The sequence below is a fragment of the Rhodosalinus halophilus genome, assembly GCF_003298775.1.
Lineage (GTDB): Bacteria > Pseudomonadota > Alphaproteobacteria > Rhodobacterales > Rhodobacteraceae > Rhodosalinus > Rhodosalinus halophilus.
In genome coordinates, this window is sequence record NZ_QNTQ01000002.1 from 241,506 (window position 1) to 261,035 (window position 19,530).

Annotated in this window: 17 protein-coding genes; 5 read left to right on the top strand and 12 right to left on the bottom strand. The window is 71.6% G+C overall.

The window, feature by feature from the left end; translation table 11 throughout:
- Window positions 1-135 precede the first annotated feature (135 nt).
- Both groL and groES read right to left on the bottom strand, forming a co-directional pair.
- Window positions 136-1,776, bottom strand: a complete 1,641-nt coding sequence (groL, locus tag DRV85_RS03280) for a chaperonin GroEL (RefSeq protein ID WP_113288007.1) — start codon at window positions 1,774-1,776, stop codon at window positions 136-138.
- Window positions 1,777-1,834: 58 nt separating this feature from the next.
- Window positions 1,835-2,146, bottom strand: a complete 312-nt coding sequence (groES, locus tag DRV85_RS03285; RefSeq protein WP_113288008.1) for a co-chaperone GroES — start codon at window positions 2,144-2,146, stop codon at window positions 1,835-1,837.
- A 213-nt stretch (window positions 2,147-2,359) separates the two neighbouring features.
- Between groES and DRV85_RS03290 the strand changes: the two genes are divergently transcribed.
- The gene (locus DRV85_RS03290) at window positions 2,360-3,346 is read left to right on the top strand and encodes a TraB/GumN family protein (protein ID WP_158540095.1); all 987 of its coding nucleotides are present in this window, start codon (window positions 2,360-2,362) and stop codon (window positions 3,344-3,346) included.
- 8 nt (window positions 3,347-3,354) lie between these two features.
- Here DRV85_RS03290 and DRV85_RS03295 read toward each other — a convergent pair whose 3' ends face one another.
- From DRV85_RS03295 to coaBC, 4 genes are all read right to left on the bottom strand, one after another.
- Window positions 3,355-5,376, bottom strand: coding sequence for a M3 family metallopeptidase (locus DRV85_RS03295; protein ID WP_113288010.1), 2,022 nt, complete (start codon window positions 5,374-5,376; stop codon window positions 3,355-3,357).
- A gap of 24 nt (window positions 5,377-5,400) precedes the next feature.
- Window positions 5,401-6,465 (bottom strand): HesA/MoeB/ThiF family protein, encoded by a 1,065-nt coding sequence (locus tag DRV85_RS03300; protein WP_113288011.1) that lies wholly within the window; start codon window positions 6,463-6,465, stop codon window positions 5,401-5,403.
- Window positions 6,465-6,929: a dUTP diphosphatase gene (gene dut / locus DRV85_RS03305; RefSeq protein ID WP_113288012.1), complete on the bottom strand. Its 465-nt coding sequence runs from the start codon at window positions 6,927-6,929 to the stop codon at window positions 6,465-6,467. Before dut ends, DRV85_RS03300 begins: the two co-directional genes overlap by 1 nt.
- A gap of 66 nt (window positions 6,930-6,995) precedes the next feature.
- Window positions 6,996-8,192 carry a bifunctional phosphopantothenoylcysteine decarboxylase/phosphopantothenate--cysteine ligase CoaBC gene (coaBC, locus tag DRV85_RS03310; RefSeq protein WP_113288013.1) on the bottom strand — a complete coding sequence of 399 codons (1,197 nt, stop codon included), beginning with the start codon at window positions 8,190-8,192 and terminating at the stop codon, window positions 6,996-6,998.
- A gap of 52 nt (window positions 8,193-8,244) precedes the next feature.
- On the opposite strand from coaBC, the gene DRV85_RS03315 reads away from it, so the two are divergent.
- Window positions 8,245-8,733, top strand: coding sequence for an SRPBCC family protein (locus DRV85_RS03315; RefSeq protein WP_113288014.1), 489 nt, complete (start codon window positions 8,245-8,247; stop codon window positions 8,731-8,733).
- Here the strand turns inward: DRV85_RS03315 and DRV85_RS03320 are convergent.
- Both DRV85_RS03320 and DRV85_RS03325 read right to left on the bottom strand, forming a co-directional pair.
- Window positions 8,684-9,517 carry a ChaN family lipoprotein gene (locus DRV85_RS03320; protein ID WP_113288015.1) on the bottom strand — a complete coding sequence of 278 codons (834 nt, stop codon included), beginning with the start codon at window positions 9,515-9,517 and terminating at the stop codon, window positions 8,684-8,686. The two genes, DRV85_RS03315 and DRV85_RS03320, sit on opposite strands and share 50 nt — an antisense overlap.
- Window positions 9,514-10,392, bottom strand: coding sequence for an RNA polymerase factor sigma-32 (locus tag DRV85_RS03325; protein ID WP_113288016.1), 879 nt, complete (start codon window positions 10,390-10,392; stop codon window positions 9,514-9,516). Before DRV85_RS03325 ends, DRV85_RS03320 begins: the two co-directional genes overlap by 4 nt.
- Before the next feature lie 318 nt (window positions 10,393-10,710).
- On the opposite strand from DRV85_RS03325, the gene DRV85_RS03330 reads away from it, so the two are divergent.
- Window positions 10,711-12,225, top strand: coding sequence for a YifB family Mg chelatase-like AAA ATPase (locus DRV85_RS03330; RefSeq protein ID WP_113288017.1), 1,515 nt, complete (start codon window positions 10,711-10,713; stop codon window positions 12,223-12,225).
- On the opposite strand, the gene DRV85_RS03335 is transcribed toward DRV85_RS03330, so the two are convergent.
- The 4 genes from DRV85_RS03335 to rsmI form a co-directional block, all read right to left on the bottom strand.
- Window positions 12,195-13,097 carry an alpha/beta hydrolase gene (locus DRV85_RS03335; protein ID WP_113288018.1) on the bottom strand — a complete coding sequence of 301 codons (903 nt, stop codon included), beginning with the start codon at window positions 13,095-13,097 and terminating at the stop codon, window positions 12,195-12,197. The two genes, DRV85_RS03330 and DRV85_RS03335, sit on opposite strands and share 31 nt — an antisense overlap.
- Entirely contained in the window at window positions 13,094-14,035 is a 942-nt protein-coding gene (gshB, locus tag DRV85_RS03340) for a glutathione synthase (protein ID WP_113288019.1), read from the bottom strand. Before gshB ends, DRV85_RS03335 begins: the two co-directional genes overlap by 4 nt.
- A gap of 84 nt (window positions 14,036-14,119) precedes the next feature.
- Window positions 14,120-14,533 (bottom strand): YraN family protein, encoded by a 414-nt coding sequence (locus tag DRV85_RS03345; RefSeq protein WP_338066952.1) that lies wholly within the window; start codon window positions 14,531-14,533, stop codon window positions 14,120-14,122.
- Complete coding sequence (rsmI, locus tag DRV85_RS03350; protein ID WP_233495384.1) at window positions 14,517-15,413, bottom strand: 16S rRNA (cytidine(1402)-2'-O)-methyltransferase; 897 nt, start codon at window positions 15,411-15,413, stop codon at window positions 14,517-14,519. Before rsmI ends, DRV85_RS03345 begins: the two co-directional genes overlap by 17 nt.
- A gap of 96 nt (window positions 15,414-15,509) precedes the next feature.
- On the opposite strand from rsmI, the gene DRV85_RS03355 reads away from it, so the two are divergent.
- A complete protein-coding gene (locus DRV85_RS03355; RefSeq protein WP_113288020.1) occupies window positions 15,510-16,691 on the top strand; it encodes a penicillin-binding protein activator in 1,182 nt (393 codons plus the stop codon).
- Window positions 16,678-19,455: a [protein-PII] uridylyltransferase gene (locus tag DRV85_RS03360; protein WP_113288021.1), complete on the top strand. Its 2,778-nt coding sequence runs from the start codon at window positions 16,678-16,680 to the stop codon at window positions 19,453-19,455. The genes DRV85_RS03355 and DRV85_RS03360 overlap by 14 nt, the downstream gene beginning before the upstream one ends.
- Window positions 19,456-19,530 lie beyond the last annotated feature (75 nt).

Genomic DNA, 19,530 nt, shown 5'->3' on the forward strand with positions numbered 1-19,530 from the left:
ATCCCCTCACACCGACACGCCACCGAAGATATCGCCCGACTGTGTCAGGGGCCTTGCGCGCGATCAAAGGGCACCGCACGAAAAAAGGGGGCCGCGTTGCCGCGGCCCCCCGGAAAGCCGTCCGTTCGGACGATCTTACATCATGCCGCCCATGTCGGGCATGCCGCCGCCGGCACCGGCGCCGGCGCCTTCCTTCTGGGGCTTGTCGGCGACCATCGCCTCGGTGGTGATGAGCAGACCGGCGACGGAGGCGGCGTCTTCCAGCGCGGTGCGCACCACCTTGGCCGGGTCGATCACGCCGAACTTGAACATGTCGCCGTATTCCTCGGTCTGCGCATTGTAGCCGAACTTGAGGTCGTCCGACTCGCGGATCTTGCCCGCGACGACCGAGCCGTCGACACCGGCGTTCTCGGCGATCTGACGCAGCGGCGCCTCGAGCGCCTTGCGCACGATCGTGATGCCGGCGTTCTGGTCCGGGTTGTCGCCGGTGAAGCCCTCGAGCGCCTTGGCACCCTGCACGAGGCTGACGCCACCGCCCACGACGATGCCTTCCTGCACCGCGGCGCGGGTCGCGTTGAGCGCATCGTCCACGCGGTCCTTGCGCTCCTTGACCTCGACTTCGGTCATGCCGCCGACGCGGATCACGGCGACGCCGCCGGCGAGCTTGGCCACGCGCTCCTGGAGCTTCTCGCGGTCATAGTCGCTGGTGGTGTCCTCGATCTGCTGGCGGATCTGGCTGACGCGCGCCTCGATCTCGCTCTTGTCGCCGGCACCGTCGACGATGGTCGTCTCGTCCTTGGTGATGTCGACCTTCTTGGCCTGGCCGAGCATGTCCATGGTGACGTTCTCGAGCTTCATGCCGAGATCTTCCGAGATCACCTGGCCGCCGGTCAGGATCGCGATGTCCTGCAGCATGGCCTTGCGGCGATCGCCGAAGCCGGGCGCCTTGACCGCCGCGACCTTGAGGCCGCCGCGCAGCTTGTTGACCACCAGCGTGGCCAGCGCCTCGCCCTCGACATCCTCGGCGATGATGAGGAGCGGCTTCTGGCTCTGGATCACCTGCTCGAGGAGCGGCACCAGCGGCTGCAGCGACGAGAGCTTCTTCTCGTGCAGCAGGATCATGCAGTCCTCGAGCTCGGTCACCATCTTCTCGGAGTTGGTGACGAAGTAGGGCGAGAGATAGCCGCGGTCGAACTGCATGCCTTCGACGACCTCGACCTCGGTCTCCATGCCCTTGTTCTCTTCGACGGTGATCACACCCTCGTTGCCGACCTTCTGCATCGCGTCGGCGATCATGCGGCCGATCTCCGCCTCGCCGTTGGCCGAGATGGTACCCACCTGCGCGACCTCGTCCGAGCCCTCGACGGGACGGGCGGCCGACTTGATGTGGTTCACGACCTTGTCGCAGGCCGAGTCAATGCCGCGCTTGAGGTCCATCGGGTTCATGCCCGCGGCCACGGCCTTCATGCCTTCCTTGACGATGGCCTGGGCCAGAACGGTGGCGGTGGTGGTGCCGTCGCCCGCTTCGTCATTGGTGCGCGAGGCGACTTCCTTCACCATCTGCGCGCCCATGTTCTCGAACTTGTCCTCGAGTTCGATCTCCTTGGCGACGGTGACGCCGTCCTTGGTGATGCGCGGCGCGCCGAAGGACTTTTCAAGGACCACGTTGCGGCCCTTGGGGCCGAGCGTGACCTTTACCGCGTCCGCGAGCGTGTTGACGCCCTTGAGCATCTTGTCGCGAGCGTTCGTCTCGAATTTCACGTCCTTTGCAGACATGCGTGTTCTCTCCTGATGTCAGGGTTGATCCGAAGGGAAGTGATCGTCAGTCCCGCCCTCAGGCGGCCTTGGCCTCGGCCTTGCCCTCGAGAATCCCGAGGATGTCGCTTTCCTTCATGATCAGCAGCTCTTCGCCGTCGACCGTCACTTCGGTGCCCGACCACTTGCCGAAGAGGATGTGATCGCCCTCTTTCACGTCCATGGCGATCCGGTCGCCGTCGTCGTCCTTGGCGCCGGCGCCCACCGCAACGACCACGCCCTCCTGGGGCTTTTCCTTGGCGCTGTCGGGGATGATCACGCCGCCGGCGGTCTTCTCGTCGCTCTCGACGCGGCGGACCAGCACACGGTCATGAAGCGGTTTGAATGCCATCCTTGAGGCTCCTTGCTCAAAGGGTTACAGGTGACCCCTCGCTCCCGGGGTATTAGCACTCACTGCGGTCGAGTGCTAACGCGGGTGAATTAGAAAACCGCGCCCCGTCTGTCAATATGGCCCTGCGCAAAATTCCCTGTACGCCGGGCGGGCGCCTTGCTCGCGGACGTCGGCTGTCCTAGCTCGCGGGAAAGCCTGTTCGGGAGCATGCAGATGCGCCGCCTCGCCCTTCTTGCCCTTCTGTGTCTCGCCCCGCTCGCGGCCCGTGCGGCCTGCGAGGGCCGCGATCTGCGCGCCACGCTGTCGGAAGAGACGCAGGCGGCCGTCGCGGCCGCGGCCGCGCGCCACCCCTATCCCGAGGGCAACCGCTGGCGCGCAGAGCGCGACGGCCGGGTGATCGACATCCTTGGGACGATCCATCTCGACGACCCGCGCCTCGCCCGGATCGCCGAGGACTTCCGCCAGGCGCTGGCCAGGGCCGACCTGCTGCTGGTCGAGATGTCGCCCGAGGATGAGGCGGCGCTGCGGCGGAACTTCGCCTCGGATCCCGGGCGCCTGCTGCTGCCCGGCGCGCAGACGCTTCCCGCCCTGATGCCTGATGCGGCTTGGGCGCGCCTTGCGGAGGAGCTGCGCGCCCGCGGCATCCCGCCGGCGATGGGCGCACGGATGCAGCCCTGGTATCTGTCTTTGCAGCTGGCGATCCCGGCCTGCGCGGCCGAGACGATCGCCGCCGGCGCCCGCGGGCTCGACCATCGCGTGACGGGGATGGCGAAGGAGACGGGCGTGCCCATACGCTCGCTCGAGGATCCCGAGACGCTGTTTTCGCTCTTCGAGGACGAACCGCTGGAGCGGCAGGTGCGGCTGATGCAGGCGAGCCTGCTGCCCGAGGGACGCGGCGAGGACATCTTCGCCACGCTGGTCGAGAGCTATTTCGACGAAACCCATGCCGAGGCCTGGGAGCTTTCGCGACTCCTGGCGACCGAAACCGTGGCGCTGCCGGAAGAGGAGGTGAACGCGCTCTACGACGAACTCGCCGAGGAGCTTCTGGCCGCGCGCAACCGCGCGTGGATCGAGGTGATCGAATCCGCCGGGGCGGAGCGGATCGCCCTCGCCTTCGGCGCCGCCCATCTCTTCGGCGAGGCGGGCGTCCTCGCTCTGCTTGAGCGCGAGGGCTACACCCTCACCCGCCTCGACTTCTGAACCCGCGCTCAGGCGGCGAGCCCGCGCCCCCTGAGCAGGGCCTCCACACCCGGCAGACGCCCGCGGAAGCCCTCGTAGAGCTCTTCGGGCTCCGCCCGGCCGCCCGCGGAAAGCACCCAGCGCTCGAGCGCCGCCGCGGTCTCGGGGTCGAAGGGATCGCCCGCCTCGCGGAAGGCGTCGAAGGCGTCGGCGTCCATCACCTCGGACCACATGTAGCTGTAATAGCCGGCGGAGTATCCATCGCCGGCGAAGACATGGGCGAAATGCGGCGTGGCATGCCGCATGCCTATCGCGCGCGGCATGCCGATCTCTTCCAGCACCTCGGCCTGTCGCGCCATCGGATCGGCCGGCGCGGCCCCGGCGTGAAACTCCAGATCGACCAGCGCCGAGGCCACGTATTCCACCGTCTGGAAGCCCATGTCGAAATTCGCGGCGGCGAGCACCTTCTCCAGCATGGCCTGCGGCATCGGCGCGCCGGTCGTCGCATGGGTGGCGTAGCGCGTGAGCACCTCGGGCACCTCCAGCCAATGCTCGAAAAGCTGGCTCGGCAGTTCGACGAAGTCGCGCGCCACCGAGGTGCCCGACATCGACCCGTAGCGCACCTCCGAGAGCATGTGATGCAGCGCATGGCCGAACTCGTGGAAGAGCGTCCGCGCGTCGTCGTAGCCCAGAAGCGCCGGCTGCCCCTCGGCAGGCCTGGCGAAGTTGCAGACGTTGACGACGATCGCCCGCCGTTCGTCCGGCCAGCGCCGCTGTCCGTGGACCGCGCTGCACCAGGCGCCCGACCGCTTCGTCGCGCGCGCGAAATAATCGCCCACGAAAAGCGCCATGTGCCACCCGTCGCGCGTGACTTCCCAAGCGCGGGCGTCCGGGTGGTAGAGCGGCACGTCGACCTCGCGGAACTCCAGCCCGAAGAGGCGGTGTGCGGTGTCGAAGGCGGCCTCGAGCATCCGGTCGAGCTGCAGATACGGCTTGAGCGCGGACTCGTCGAAATCATGCTCCGCCTGCCGCCGCTTCTCGGCGTAGTGCCGCCAGTCCCAGGGCGCGAGATCGGCGTTCACCCCTTCGGCCTGCATCATCCTGGTCAGCGCAGCTTCGTCGGCCAGCGCCTGCGCCCGCGCGGGCGCCCAGACCTGCTTCAGAAGCGCGCGCACCCGCTCGGGCGTCTTGGCCATCTCGGTTTCCAGCTTGTAGGCCGCGAAGCTGTCGTATCCGAGTAGCCGCGCCCGCTCTTCGCGCAGGCGCAGCACCTCCGCGGCGATCGCGCGGTTGTCGGTCTCACCGCCGTTGGCCCCGCGCGCGGCCCAGGCGCGCCAGGCCCGCTCGCGCAGATCGCGCCGCGTCGAGAACTGCAGGAAGGGCACGATCAAGGAGCGCGAGAGCGTGATCACCGGCCGGTCGAGCCCCGCCTCGCGCCCCGCCGCGCGCGCGGCCTCGATCACGAAATCCGGCAGCCCCTCCAGATCGGCCTCGTCAAGCTCCATCCGCCAGCCCGCCTCGTCGGCGAGCAGGTTCTGCGTGAACTGCGTGCCCAGCACCGCGAGCCGTGCCTTGATCGCGCGCATCCGCGCGGCCGCCTCGCCCTCCAGCGCGGCCCCGGCGCGCAGAAAGGCGCGATGCGTGAGCTCCAGCAGACGCGCATCCTCAGCGCCGAGGTCCAGCGTCTCGCGCGCCTCCCAGACTGTGCGCACCCGGTCCCAGAGCGCGCGGTTGCCGTAGAGATCCGACGAGAACTCCGCGAGCTTCGGCGAGAAATCGCGCTGCAGCGCCTGCCGTGCTGGCGTGGCGTCCGCCCCCGCGACCGAGAAGAAGGCGCCGAGCACCCGGTCGAGCGCCGCGCCCATGCCCTCGAGCGCGCGGATCGTGTTGGCGAAATCCGCGGGCGCGGGGTTCTCCGCGATCGCGGCCAGCTCGGCGCGCGCCTCGCCGAGCGCCGCGTCGAGCGCGGGCGCGAAATGCGCATCCTCGATCCGGTCGTAGGGCGGCAGGCCGTAGGGCGCCTCGAAGGGCGCGAGCAGCGGATTGGTCATGGCGTCTCTCCTGTCCCTGCCGATCTATGCCTTCAGCGCGCCGTCGCCAGCCCCGCAGACCGGGCAGCCCGGCCGCCGCGCCACCGCGATGACGCGCGCCTCGGCGTAGAGCGCGTCGTAGAGCATCAGCCGCCCCGTGAGCGGCTGGCCCGCCTGGGCGATCAGCTTGATCGCCTCGACGGCCATCATCGCGCCCACCACCCCGGGCAAGGGGCCCAGCACGCCGGCCTCGGCGCAGGCGGGCGCGAGCCCCGGCGCGGGCCGCTCGGGGAAGACGCAGGCATAGCAGGGGCCGCCCCGCGCGGGATCGAAGACGGCGAGCTGCCCCTCCCATTGCGTGAGCGCCCCCCAGACGAGCGGCCGGCCCGCCGCCACCGCCGCGCGGTTCACCAGCTCGCGGGTCTCGAAGTTGTCCGAACCGTCGAGGATCACGTCGTAGTCGGCGAAGAGCGCGTCCGCGATCTCCTCCGTGAGCCGCCTGTTATAGGGCCGCACCGTGACGTAGGGGTTCTGCGCCTCCATCGCGGCCTGCGCCGAGAAGACCTTGGGAATCCCGATATCGGCGTCCCGGTGGATCACCTGCCGCTGCAGGTTGGCGTTCTCCACCCGGTCCTGGTCGATCACGCCCACCGTGCCCACGCCGGCCGCGGCGAGGTATTGCAGGGCCGGCGCGCCGAGCCCGCCGGCGCCGACCACGAGCACCTTCGCCTCGCGCAGCGCCCGCTGACCCGGCCCGCCCAGCTCGCGCAGCACGATGTGGCGCGCGTAGCGCTCGAGCTCGGCCTCGGCCATGGCGCCCGGCCGCGGCGCGGGCGCCTCGGCCGCCTCCTTCGCCGCGGCGCGCCCCTTCAGCCGCCGGACGCCCAGGGCATAGGCCGTGGCCAGCGCGCCGAAGCCCCCCAGGATCAGCCAGACGGCCGGCGAGCCGCCGGTCGCCAGGCGCAGCGGATGGCCCTCCGGCAGCGCCACCTGCACCATCAGCACGGCGACGTAGAGCAGCCCCAGCATGAGCCCGCGCGCCTGCCGCGGCAGGCCGGCGAGGCCGCCGCCGAACCAGATCAGCGCCGCCAGACCGAAGACGAGAAGCATCAGCCGCGCCCCGTCGAGCCGAAGCCGCCCGCGCCGCGCGACGTCGCCGACAGCGCCTCGGAAAGCTCGAACGCCGCCCGCACCACCGGCGCCACCACCATCTGCGCAACGCGCTCGCCGTGCCGGATCCGCACCGGCGCCTCGCCGAGATTCATCAGGATCACGCCGAGCGGGCCGCGATAGTCGGCGTCGATCGTGCCCGGCGCGTTCGGCAGTACCACCCCGTGGCGCAACGCGAGCCCCGAGCGCGGCCGGATCTGCACCTCGTAGCCCTCCGGGATCTCGAGCCGCAGCCCGGTGGGCACCAACGCCCGCGCGCCCGGCGCGAGCACGAGCCCCGCCGCCCGCGCCTCGGGCGGAAAGTTCGCGCGCAGATCGGCCCCCGCCGCCCCTTGCGTGGCATACTCCGGCAGCGGCACCTCAGGGTCCGCCTCGTCAGTGCGCAGGACCCGCAGCACGATCATCCCTCTCAAGGTCCTTCCTCTTGCCCCAATATCCCCGCCGGAGGCACGCGCCGCAGGCGCGTTCCTTCACGCCAGCGTCTCGGCGATGCGCGCCGCCAGCCGCTCGGCCACCTCGGCCTTCGGCATGCGGGGCCAGCTCTCCGCGCCGTCCTCGGTCACCAGCGTGACAGCGTTTTCCGGCCCGCCCATGATCCCCGTGCCGGGCGAGACGTCGTTCGCCACGATCCAGTCGCAGCCCTTGCGGTCGCGCTTCGCCGTGGCGTTGGCCACCACGTCCTGCGTCTCGGCCGCGAAGCCCACGACCAGCCGCGGACGCTGCGGGCCGAGCGCAGCAACATGGGCGAGGATGTCCGGATTCTCCCGGAAGGTCAGCTGCGGCAGATCGCCCCCCGGCACCTTCTTGATCTTTTCCTGCGCGGCGCCTTCCACGCGCCAGTCCGCCACGGCGGCGGTGAAGACCGCCGCATCCGCGGGCAGAGCCGCCTCGACGGCGGCCAGCATCTCGCGGGCGGTCTCGACCCGCCGCACCTCGACGCCCTCGGGCGGCGGCACGGCGGCCGGGCCCGTGACGAAGACGACATGCGCGCCCAGCGCGGCCAGCGCGTGGGCGAGCGCCGCCCCCTGCGCGCCGGAGGAGCGGTTGGCGATGTAGCGCACCGGGTCGATCGGCTCGTGCGTGGGCCCCGAGGTCACCACGATCCGGCGCCCCGAGAGCGGCCCCTCGCCCAACGCCGCCTCGATCGCGGCGAGGATGGCCGACGGTTCGGCCATCCGGCCGGGGCCGTATTCGCCGCAGGCCATGTCGCCGTCGTCGGGCCCCACGAAGCGCAGCCCGTCGGCGCGCAGCGTCGCGGCGTTGCGACGGGTGGCGGGATGCGCCCACATGCGGACGTTCATCGCGGGCGCGGCCAGAACCGGCGTGTCGGTGGCCAGCAGCAGCGTGGAGGCGAGATCGTCCGCATGCCCCTGCGCCATCTTCGCCATGAGATCGGCCGTGGCCGGCGCCACCACGACGAGGTCGGCCACGCGCGAGAGCTGGATGTGGCCCATCTCCGCCTCGTCGGTGAGGTCGAAGAGCGCGCGATAGACCTTTTCGCCGGCCAGCGCCGCCACCGAGAGGGGCGTGACGAACTCCTCCGCCGCCGCGGTCATCACCGGCGTCACGGCCGCGCCGCGCGCGCGCAGGCGACGGATCAGGTCGAGGGTCTTGTAGGCGGCGATGCCGCCGCCGATGATCAAGAGGATTCGCCTGCCCGCCAGCATCGCCCGTCTCCTGCCTGCGCCCTCTTCCTAGCCCCGCGCTCCCTGCCGCACAATGTCCGACCGCCCGGTGATCCTCTCCACCCATCTGTCCGCGCCGCCCGAAGAGGTCTGGGCGCTGCTGATGCGACCCGCGACGCTGGAACACGTGGCCGCGCCGCTCCTGCGCTTCCGGCCGGAGGGGCCGCCGCTGCCGGAGCGATGGCAAGAGGGCGCGTGGCGGGTGCGCCTGCGCGGCCCGCTCGGCCTGCCGCTCGGCTGGCAGGAGATCCGGGTGAGCTTTCCCGAGGCGCCGCCGCCGATGCGCCGGCTGCGGGACGCGGGGCGCGGTGCGCTCGCGCGCCGCTGGGACCACGTGATCGAGATCGCGCCGGAGGGCGCGGGCACGCGCTACACCGATCGCGTGACCGTCGAGGCGGGCTGGCTCACGCCCGCGATCCGGCTCTTCGCGCGGATCTTCTACGCCCACCGGCAGCGCCGCTGGCGGCGGCTTCTCAGCCGCGAAACGCGGCGCAGGGATCGGGACGCTCCGCCTCCGGCGTGACGAGCCACAGGTCATAGGGCGGATCCGCCTCCGGCGCGGCTTCGAGCTGGCCCACGGATAGCACCGAAATCCCGGGAGCGGCCCGCGCGAGCTTGGCCGGAATGCCCCAGTCGGTGCGTGCATGGCCGTTGCCGGTGATCACGGCCACGGGACCGCCCGTCTCGTCGAGCGCCCTCAGGGCGGCCCGCGCGAGCGCCGCATCGCGCACGCGCTGGGCGCGCACCATCCCCGGCAGCATCGATTCGGGCAGCGCGTCGCAATGCGCCTCGGCCTGCATCGCCTCGCGCGCGGTCTGCTGCTCGGCCGGCAGCGCCGCGTCGAGGCCCCAGCGCGGCGCGTCTTCCGGCAGCCCGCCCTCGCCCGCGACAACCTCGCGCAGCGCCTCGCGCGGCACCGCGGCGCCGAAGACCCGCGCCTGCGGCGCGGCCGCGAAGATCGGGGCATACATCGCGAAATCGGGCCAGCCGCTTTCGGCCCAGTCGAGCGCCTCGGCGAGCGCCGGCGCATCGGTCATCAGCTCCGGCGTCACGCGGTCGGCCTGCTCCGGCGTGAGCATCTCGAAGACGATCGCGGCCGGCCCGAGCGCCGCCACCGCCGCCGCCTGGTTCTCGTGATGCCAGGGGTTGTCGTGCACCTCGCCGAGGATCACCACCTCGGCGGCGGGCAGATCGGTCAGCGCATCCCGGCCCACTTCGTCCGTCAGGCCCGGCGCGGCATGCAAGAGCGCGAGCCCCGCGAGAGGCCCGCGCAGCGCGCGCGCGAGGGCGACGAAGGGCTTGGTCATGCCAGAAGCGCGTGCACCTCGCGCGACTGCGTCTCGAGCGCGCGGCGCATCTTCTGGAACGCCGCGGCCTCGAGCTGGCGCACCCGCTCCTTGGACAGGCCCAGTTCCTCGCCGAGGCTTTCCAGCGTCCGAGGCTCGTCGCGCAGCTTGCGCTCGCGGACGATGAACCGTTCGCGCTCGTTGAGCGCGCCCATCGCCTCCACCAGCCATTCGCGCAGCTGCGCGAGGTCGTGATCGCGCTCGACGGAGTCCGAGGCCTGAAGCCCCTCGTCCTCGATCGTCTCGATCCACTCGCGGCCGTCCTCTTCGGTGGACTGGGTGGCGTTCAGCGAAAAGTCGCTGCCCGAGAGCCGACCCTCCATCATCTCGACATCCGAAAGCGGCACCCCGATCTCGCTCGAAATGAGCTGGTGCAGCTGGTGGCGGTCGAGTTCGACGCCCTGCTGCGCCGCCTCTCGCTCGAGCCGGGCCTGCACGCGGCGCATGTTGAAGAACAGCGACTTCTGGCTGGAGGTGGAGCCGGTACGCACCATCGACCAGTTGCGCATCACGTAGTCCTGGATCGAGGCCTTGATCCACCAGACGGCGTAGGTCGAGAAGCGCACGCCGCGGTCGGGGTCGAACTTGTCGGCCGCCTTCATCAGGCCGAGACCCGCCTCCTGGATGAGGTCGTTCATCGGCGCGCCGTAACGGCGGAACTTCGCCGCCATCGAGATCGCCAGCCGCATGTAGGCGTTGATGAGGCGATGCAGCGCCGCCTCGTCGCGGTGATCCCGCCAGGCGTAGGCGAGTTGCAGCTCGGTCTCGGCGTCCAGAAGCTCCGCCTTCATGGCGTGGCGCGAGAGGCTGGTGTCGGTCTGGGAATCGAGGGCCATGATCACTCCGCTGTCTGCTTCGGCGCACTCCTGGCGCGGTTTGTCCCTGATACGCGGACACCGCGCGCCCGGATCATTCCCTGTGACGGAACGCGGATGGCGCAGACGGCGTTCCGAAGGCTCAGGGGTTGGGGAACGTGTCAGATAGGCCGCTTCAACCCCTTGCCCTGAAGGACAAATCCCTTTTCGCAGCCCCCCGCGGCATGGATCATCACGGTTTCGTCATCGGATGTCCGCAGCACCCGCGCGGCGAGCGTTAAGCTTTCGTCAACCACGCGCGCGCTAAGGCTGCGCGCGGTCGGGTCGGCAAGGGTCGGGATGGTCGCACGCGCCTACACCGTGGCGTTCGAGGGCGTCGAGGCGCGCAGCGTCGAGGTGCAGTGCGCGGTCACGCCGGGCACGCCCGGCTTCTCCATCGTCGGCCTCCCCGACAAGGCCGTGAGCGAGGCGCGCGACCGGGTGCGCAGTGCGCTCACCGCGCTGTCGATCGCGCTGCCCTCGAAGCGAATCACCGTCAATCTCGCGCCCGCCGACCTGCCCAAGGAAGGCTCGCATTTCGACCTTCCCATCGCCCTGTCGCTGCTCGCCGCGCTCGAGATCGTGCCCGCCGACGCGGCCGAGAGCACGGTCGCCCTGGGCGAGCTGTCGCTCGACGGCGCGCTCGCGCCGGTGCTGGGCGCCCTGCCCGCGGCGATGGCGGCGGCCGAGGCCGACCGCGCGTTGCTCTGCCCGCGCGCCTCTGGCCCGGAGGCCGCCTGGGTGGGCGGCGCGCAGGTGATCGGTGCCGCCAGCCTCGGCGACGTGGTGCGTCACTACACCGGGCAGGCGCCCATCGCGCCCGCCGAGCCGGGCGAGGTCACGGGCGACCCTTCCGCCCGCGATCTGCGCGACGTCAAGGGCCAGGAGCGGGCCAAGCGCGCGCTCGAGATCGCCGCCGCCGGCCGGCATCACATGCTGATGGTGGGCACGCCGGGCTCGGGCAAGTCCATGCTGGCGGCGCGCATGCCGGGGCTCCTGCCGCCGCTCACGCCCGGCGAGGCGCTCGAGACCTCGATGATCCACTCGCTCGCGGGGCTGCTGGACGAGGGCGGGATCAGCCGGGTGCGCCCCTTCCGCGAACCCCACCATACCGCCTCGATGGCCGCGATCGTGGGCGGCGGCAAGGGCGCCAAGCCGGGCGAAATCAGCCTCGCGCACAACGGGGTGCTCTTCCTCGACGAACTGCCGGAATTCCCCCGCGCCGTGCTCGAGACCCTGCGCCAGCCGATCGAGACGGGCGAGGTCATGGTGGCCCGCGCCAACGCCCATGTCCGCTATCCCTGCCGCTTCCTGCTGCTCGCCGCGGCCAATCCCTGCCGCTGCGGCTATCTGTCGGACGCGGGTCGCGCCTGCGGGCGCGCGCCCGCCTGCGGCGAGGACTATCTGGGGCGGATCTCCGGGCCGCTCATGGACCGTTTCGACCTCCGGGTCGAGGTGCCGCCCGTGGCCTTCGCCGATCTCGATCTGCCGCCCTCGGGCGAAAGCTCCGCGGAGGTTGCCGCGCGCGTCGTGCGGGCGCGGGACGTGCAGGCCGCGCGCTTCGGGGGCACGGGCACCGCGCGGCAGAACGCCGACGCCGAGGGCAAGGCGCTCGAAGAGATCGCGACGCCCGACGCCGAGGGGCGGGATCTGCTCAATCGTGTGGCGGAGCGGTTCGGCCTGTCGGCGCGCGGCTATCATCGCGTGCTGCGTGTCGCGCGCACGCTCGCCGACCTCGACGGCGCAGAGACGGTGCGCCGCCCGCATGTCGCCGAGGCCGTCAGCTACCGGATCGTCTCGGCGAAGGCGCTCTGAACGAAGGCGCCGGCCTGGGTCAGCGCCGCGCGCGCCTCGGGGATCCAGCCGTCGAGGATCTGCCAGACATGCGGCGTGTCGGGCCACAGATCGAGCCGGACCTGCCCGCCCGCCGCGCGCAGCCGGGTCGCCATGCGCCGCGAATCGTCGAGCAGGATCTCCGTCCGGCTCGCCTGGATCAGGGTGGGTGGCGGCGCAGGATAAGGCGCGAAGAGCGGCGACAGCCGCGGGTCGCGCCGGTCGGCCGGGCCTGCGACGATGTCCACCAGTTCCTCGACCCGCGACACCGGCAGCAGCGGATCGGCGCGCGCGTTGGTCCGCAGCGAATCGCCCGAAAGCGTCAGGTCCACCCAGGGCGAGAAGAGCACCGCCGCGCGGGGGCGCTGCCCGCGCCGGAGCAGCGCCGACATGAGCGCGAGCGCGAGCCCGCCGCCGGCGCTGTCGCCGCCGAGCGCCACGTGCGCCGGCCGGTAGCCCCTCGCCATCAGGCCATCCCAGGCGGCGAGCGCGTCCTCGAAGGCGGCCGGAAGCGGCGCCTCGGGCGCGAGGCGGTAGTCGGGCGCGCAGACCTCGGTCCGCGCCGTCCGGGCGAGGCGGCCCAGCATGCCGCGGTGGGTGCGCGCGCTGCCCGCCACATAGGCGCCGCCGTGAAACCAGAGCAGCACGCGGCCCGGCGCCACGGGACCGGCCGAAAGCCAGGTGAGCGGCGGCGGACCCGGGCTGCGTATCTCGCGCAGGTAGGGGGGGCGGCGCAACAGAACGGCGATCCGCTCGAAGTCGCGCCGCGCACGCTGGGGCGTTGCGGTGCGGGCGAGCGCGGGCTTGACCAGCGCGCGCAGCCCCGCGTTGGCGAGCGCCAGCCGCCGGCTCATCGCCCGGCGCGCCGCGCCTCGATCGCCTCCCAGACGCGGGCGGCGACGTTCACGCCGTCGAAGCGCTCGAGCTCCTGCAGGCCGGTGGGCGAGGTCACGTTGATCTCGGTCAGGTAGGGCCCGATCACGTCGATCCCCACGAAGACCTGCCCCCGTTCGCGCAGCAGCGGGCCGATGCGCGCGCAGATCTCGCGGTCGCGCTCGGAGAGCGTCGCGGGCTCGGGGCGGCCGCCCACATGCATGTTGGATCGCGTCTCGCCGGCGGCCGGGACGCGGTTGATCGCGCCCGCCGCCTCGCCGTCCACGAGGATCACCCGCTTGTCGCCCTTGCCCACCTCGGGCAGGAACTTCTGCACGATCAGCGGCTCGCGGGTGAAGCCGGTGAAGAGCTCGTGCAGCGCGGAAAGGTTGCGGTCGTTCGCGTCGAGCCGGAAAACGCCCGCCCCCCCGTTGCCGTAGAGCGGCTTTAGAATGATGTCGCCGTGCCGCGCCTTGAAGTCGCGGATGGTGGCCAGATCCCGCGCGATGGTGGTGGGCGGCGTGAGGTCGGGGAAATCGAGCACCAGCAGCTTCTCGGGAAAGTTGCGCACCCAGAAGGGGTCGTTGACCACCAGCGTCGTCTCCGCGAGCCGCTGCAGGAGATGGGTGGTGGTGATGTAGTGCATGTCGAACGGCGGATCCTGCCGCAGCCAGACCACGTCGAACTCGGCCAGATCGACATGCGCCTCCTCGCCCAGCTCCGCGTGATCGCCGCGCACGCGCTTCACGCGCAACGGGCGCCCGCGCGCCGTGATCCTACCCTCCTCGAACGCGAGCCGGTCCGGCGTGTAGTAGAAGAGGTCGTGCCCCCGCGCCTGCGCCTCCTCGGCGAGCCGGAAGGTGGTGTCGGCCTCGATGTCGATGCCGGCGATCGGGTCCATCTGAATGGCGACTTTCATGGGCGCGCTCCGCTGGAGATGCCCCTACATGGCCCAGCCCGGCGCCGCGCGCAATCGCACCGGGCAGCGCATCCGCCCTCCGCGTCACCAGTCGCTGCCGAAGGCGTTCCCGATCACGCGCACCTCGCCCGCGCGGTTCACCAGCGCCAGGTCGAAGCGCATCTCGGTGAGCAGGCCCGCCGGCTCGCCGGCGACGAATTCCTCGGCCGCGGCACAGAGCCGGTCCATCTGCCGCCGGCCGAGCCGCAGCGCAGCGACCTCGAAGCTCGCCGCCGCCTTGACCTCGACGAAGACGACGCGCGCGCCCTCGCGGACCACGAGGTCGATCTCGCCTGCGGTGCCGCGCCAGCGTTCGGCGGCGATGCTTCTGCCGCTTCGCCGGTAGTGCCGGGCCACGGCAGCCTCGGCCGCACGCCCGGAGAGCGCGGCGACACGTCCGCGCCGCCGGGCCTGCCCCGCCGCGCAGGAGGGCGCCGCGGCCTCAGCCGCCATCGTCATCACCGTCATCGTTCCGCTCCTCCGCCGTGCGCCGCAGCGCCATCTGATAGAGCCGTCGCCGCGGCAGGCCCGTCGCCGCGGCGACCTCCGCCGCCGCGTCGCGCACCGAGCCGCGGTTCAGCGCCGCGTCCAGCATCGCTTCTACGTCCAATTCGCTAACGTTTCGCGAATCCCCCTCCCCGATCAGCACGACGATCTCGCCCCTGGGCGCGGGTTCTTCCGCGAGCATGGCCGCGAGCGCGCCCAGCGTGCCGCGGCGCACCGTCTCGAAGCGTTTCGTGAGTTCGCGGCAGAGCGCGGCAGGCCGGTCGGCGCCCAGCGCCTGCGCAGCATCCGCCAGCATCCCCGCGACCCGCCGCGGCGATTCGTAGATCACGAGCGTGCCGGGCACGGCGCGCAGCCCTTCCAGCGCACGATGCCGCTGGCCCTTCGCCGCCGGCAGGAAGCCTGCGAAGAAGAAGCGGTCCGTCGGCAGCCCGCCCACCGCGAGCGCGGCGAGCAGCGCCGAGGCGCCGGGAACCGCCGTCACCGGATGGCCCGCGGCGATGGCCTCGCGCGCGAGCGCATAGCCCGGGTCGGCGACGAGCGGGGTGCCGGCCTCGGCGGCATAGGCGACGGACCGCCCCTCGGCCAGCGCGCGCAGAAGCCTCGGCCGCACGGCGGGGCCGTTGTGGTCGTGGTAGGCCAGGATCCTGCGGCCCTCGAGCGGCACCGCGTGGATCTGCAGCAGGCGGCGCAGGCTTCGCGTGTCCTCGGCGGCCAGCACCTCGGCATCGCGGAGCACGTCGAGCGCGCGCAGCGTGATGTCGCGCGCATTGCCGATCGGCACCGAGACCAGATGAAGGCCCGGCGCGAGAGCGCCTGTTTCGGGATTCGGCACTGGACCCGCCTCGCCTCGTGACTATTATCGGCCGCGCCCACAGGCCGGTGGCCGACAGCCAGCACCGCCGGTCCCGACCGAGGGAGGCTTTCGTCCATGTTCGCTGTTTTCGCTTCGCCCCGCAAGCTCGCCGCCCGCGTGCTCGCGGCGCTCTCGATCTTCTGGCTCGCGGCCTGCGAGCCGGTCGGCGTCACCGTTCCCGGGCTGTCCGAGGGGCCGTCGATCGACACGACGCGCCCGGTGCCCGTGGCGCTGCTGGTCCCGCGCAGCGCGGAAGGCACCACGACCGTCGCCCGCGACCTCGAGAACGCCGCGCGGCTGGCGATCGCGGATCTCGGCGACGTGCGGATCGACCTGCGGGTCTACGATACCGCCGGCTCGGCCGCCAACGCATCGGCGGTGGCGCAGCAAGCCGCCGACGAGGGCGCGGGGATCATTCTCGGGCCGCTCTTCGCCGAGGCGGCAAACGCGGCGGCCGTGCAGGTGGCGGACGACGGGCTGAACGTGCTGAGCTTCTCGAACAACGCCTCGATCGCGGGCGGGAATCTCTTCGTGCTCGGACCCACCTTCGAGAACACGGCGAACCGCCTCGCCGCCTATGCCGCGCGGCAGGGGCGCAGCAGCGTGGTCATCGTGCACCCCGACACCGTCGAAGGCCAGTTCGGCCGCAACGCGATCCAGACCGCGGCGGCGAGCAGCGGGCTTTCGGTCGCGGGCACCGTGCCCTTCCCCTTCTCCGAGACCGGCGCGGTCGAGGCGGCGAACCGCACGGTCTCGACGGTGCGCTCCACCGGCGCGGATTCGGTCTTCCTGACCTCCACCTCGGCCGGCGCGCTGCCGCTTCTTGCGCAGCTTCTGCCCGAGCGCGGGCTGGATCCGGCGCAGACGCAGTACATCGGCCTCGCGCGGTGGGACGTGCCGCCGCAGACGCTGCGGCTGCCGGGCCTGCAGGGGGGCTGGTTCGCCCTGCCGGACGAGACCACCGCGGCGAGCTTCCGCGCGCGCTACGCCGCCGCCTACGGCGGGCAGCCGCATCCGCTGGCCGGCCTGGCTTATGACGGCATCGCGGCGATCGGCGCGCTCGTGGAACAGGGCAACCGCGACGCCCTAACGCGCGGCGCGCTCACGCAATCCGCCGGTTTCCAGGGCACCGGCGGCGCCTTCCGGCTGCTGCCCGACGGCACGAACCAGCGCGCCCTCGCGGTGGCGACGGTCCGCGACGGCCAGGTGGTGATTCTCGACCCCGCGCCGAGAAGCTTCCGCGGTGCCGGACTCTGATCCCGTCCTCGCAGTCCCCGCAGCCGAAGAGCTCGTCTGCGCGCCCGAGGCGATCTTCGACGCGGACGCCTTCGAGCGCGACCTGGCGGCTGCGGCCGCGGCCGCGGCCGATGGTGGCGCGCTGCGCGCGGCGGCGGTCCGACTGCTGCGCGAGGCGCGCGAGCGGGGGCGCGCGGCCATCGCAGAGGCCTTCCGCGCGCGCCCCTTCGAGGCGCGCGCCACGATCCGCGCCTATGCCTGGCTGACCGACCGTCTGGTGACGGCCGCCTGGCGTGTCGCGACGGAGCGCCTGCACCCGCGCCCCACCCCGACCGAGGGAGAGCGCATCGCGGTGCTCGCCGTGGGCGGCTACGGGCGGGGCGAGATGAGCCCGCACTCGGACGTCGATCTTCTTTTCCTGTCGCCGTGGAAGATCACGGCCTGGGCGGAGAGCGTGACCGAATCCATCCTCTACATCCTGTGGGATCTGAAACTGAAGATCGGCCACAGCTCGCGCACGGTGAAGGACTGCCTGCGTCTGGGCGCCGAGGACATCACGATCCGGACCGCGCTGCTCGAACACCGTCACCTCTGCGGCAACGCCGATCTCTCGGCCGAGCTCGACCAGCGGCTGCGCGCGGAGCTCTTCGAGGGCAGCGAGCGCGAGTTCATCGAGGCCAAGCTCGCCGAGCGCGACTCGCGCCACACCAAGCAGGGCGCGCGCTATATGGTCGAGCCCAACGTCAAGGAGGGCAAGGGCGGGCTCCGGGATCTGCAGTCGCTCTACTGGATCGCGAAATACGTCCATCACGTCGATGCCGCGGCGGCGCTGGTCGATCTCGGGGTCTTCCTGCCGGAGGAATACGACCGCTTTCGCCGGGCCGAGAACTTCCTCTGGGCGGTGCGCTGTCACATGCATCTGATCGCGGGCCGCGCCGTCGAGCAGCTGACCTTCGACATGCAGGTCGATGTGGCCGAGGCGATGGGCTACCAGGACAGCCGCGGGCGGCGGGCGGTGGAGCATTTTATGCAGGAATACTTCCTGCACGCCACGGCGGTGGGCGATCTCACGCGCATCTTTCTCACCGCGCTCGAGGCCGAACACCGCAAGGGCGCGCCGCTTCTGGAGCGGCTCTTCCGCCGCACGCCGCGGGTGCGCAAGGGCTATGCGGTGGTCAACGGCAGGCTCGCCATAGCGGACGACGATGCGTTTCTCGCCGACAAGCTCAACCTGCTGCGGCTGTTCGAAGAGGGGCTGCGCACCGGGCTTCTCATCCATCCCGACGCGATGCGCCTCGCGCGCGCCAACCTGCATCTGATCGACGACGAGGTGCGCGACAGCCGCGAGGGGCGGCGGATCTTTCTCGACCTGCTGCTCAAGCACGGCAACCCCGAACGCGCGCTGCGGCGGATGAACGAGCTGGGCGTGCTCTCGGCCTTCATCCCCGAATTCGCCCCCGTCGTGGCGATGATGCAGTTCAACATGTACCACCACTACACGGTGGACGAACACACCATCCAGTGCATCAGCCAGCTCGCGCGGATCGAGCGCGGCGAGCTGACCGAGAGCCTGCCGGTGGCCTCCGGCATCCTCGAGGAAGGGGTCAACCGCCGCGTGCTCTACGTCGCGCTGCTGCTGCACGACATCGGCAAGGGCCGCGAGGAGGATCACTCGGTCCTCGGCGCGCAGATCGCCCGCCGCGTGGCGCCCCGGCTGGGCCTGCGCAAGTGGGAGTCGGAGACGGTGGAATGGCTCGTGCGCTATCACCTTCTGATGTCCGACATGGCGCAGAAGCGCGACATCGCCGACCCGCGCACCGTGCGCGACTTCGCCAAGGCGGTGCGCACCAAGGACCGGCTGGATCTGCTGACGGTGCTCACCGTCTGCGACATCCGGGGGGTCGGCCCCAATACCTGGAACAACTGGAAGGCCGCGTTGCTGCGCGCGCTCTACCGCCAGACGCGCCGCGCCCTCGAAGGCGGCATGGAGGCGCTCAACCGCGAGAACCGCGAGGCGGAGGCGAAGAAGGCGCTCCGCAAGCGCCTGCGGGGCTGGGACGCCCCCGCCCTGCGCCGCGAACTCGGGCGGCATTACCCCGCCTACTGGCAGGGGCTGCACGTCACCGCGCACGAGGTCTTCGCGAAGCTCCTGCGCGACATCGGCGAGGGCGACATCCGCATCGACCTGCACCCCGACGAGGACCGGGACGCGACGCGCATCTGCTTCGCGCTGGCCGATCATCCCGGCATCTTCTCGCGCCTCGCGGGCGCGCTCGCGCTCGCCGGCGCGAACGTGGTGGATGCGCGCACCTATACCTCGAAGGACGGCTACGCCACGGCCGTCTTCTGGGTGCAGGACGCCGACGGCAGCCCCTACGAGAGCGAGCGCCTGCCGCGGCTGTCGCGCACGATCGAGAAGACGCTCAAGGGGGAGGTGATCCCGCGCGAGGCGATCCGGCCGAAGGACAAGCTCAAGAAGCGCGAGCGTGCCTTCCGCGTGCCGACCTCGATCACCTTCGACAACGACGGCTCGGACATCTACACCATCATCGAGGTGGACACGCGCGACCGGCCCGGCCTTCTCTACGACCTGACGCGCACGCTGGCGGACGCGAACGTCAACATCGCCTCGGCCGTCATCGCCACCTACGGCGAGCAGGCGGTGGACAGCTTCTACGTCAAGGACATGTTCGGGCTGAAGCTCTATTCCGCCGCCAGGCAACGCACGCTCGAGGCGCGGCTGCGCAAGGCGATCGAGGACGGCGCCGCGAGGGCCGAGGGATGAGCGCGCCGCGGAGACCGGCGAACCCCAGGCCCGCGCAGCCGCGCGCGGCTTCCCAGGCCCGTGCGTCCTGTCGGG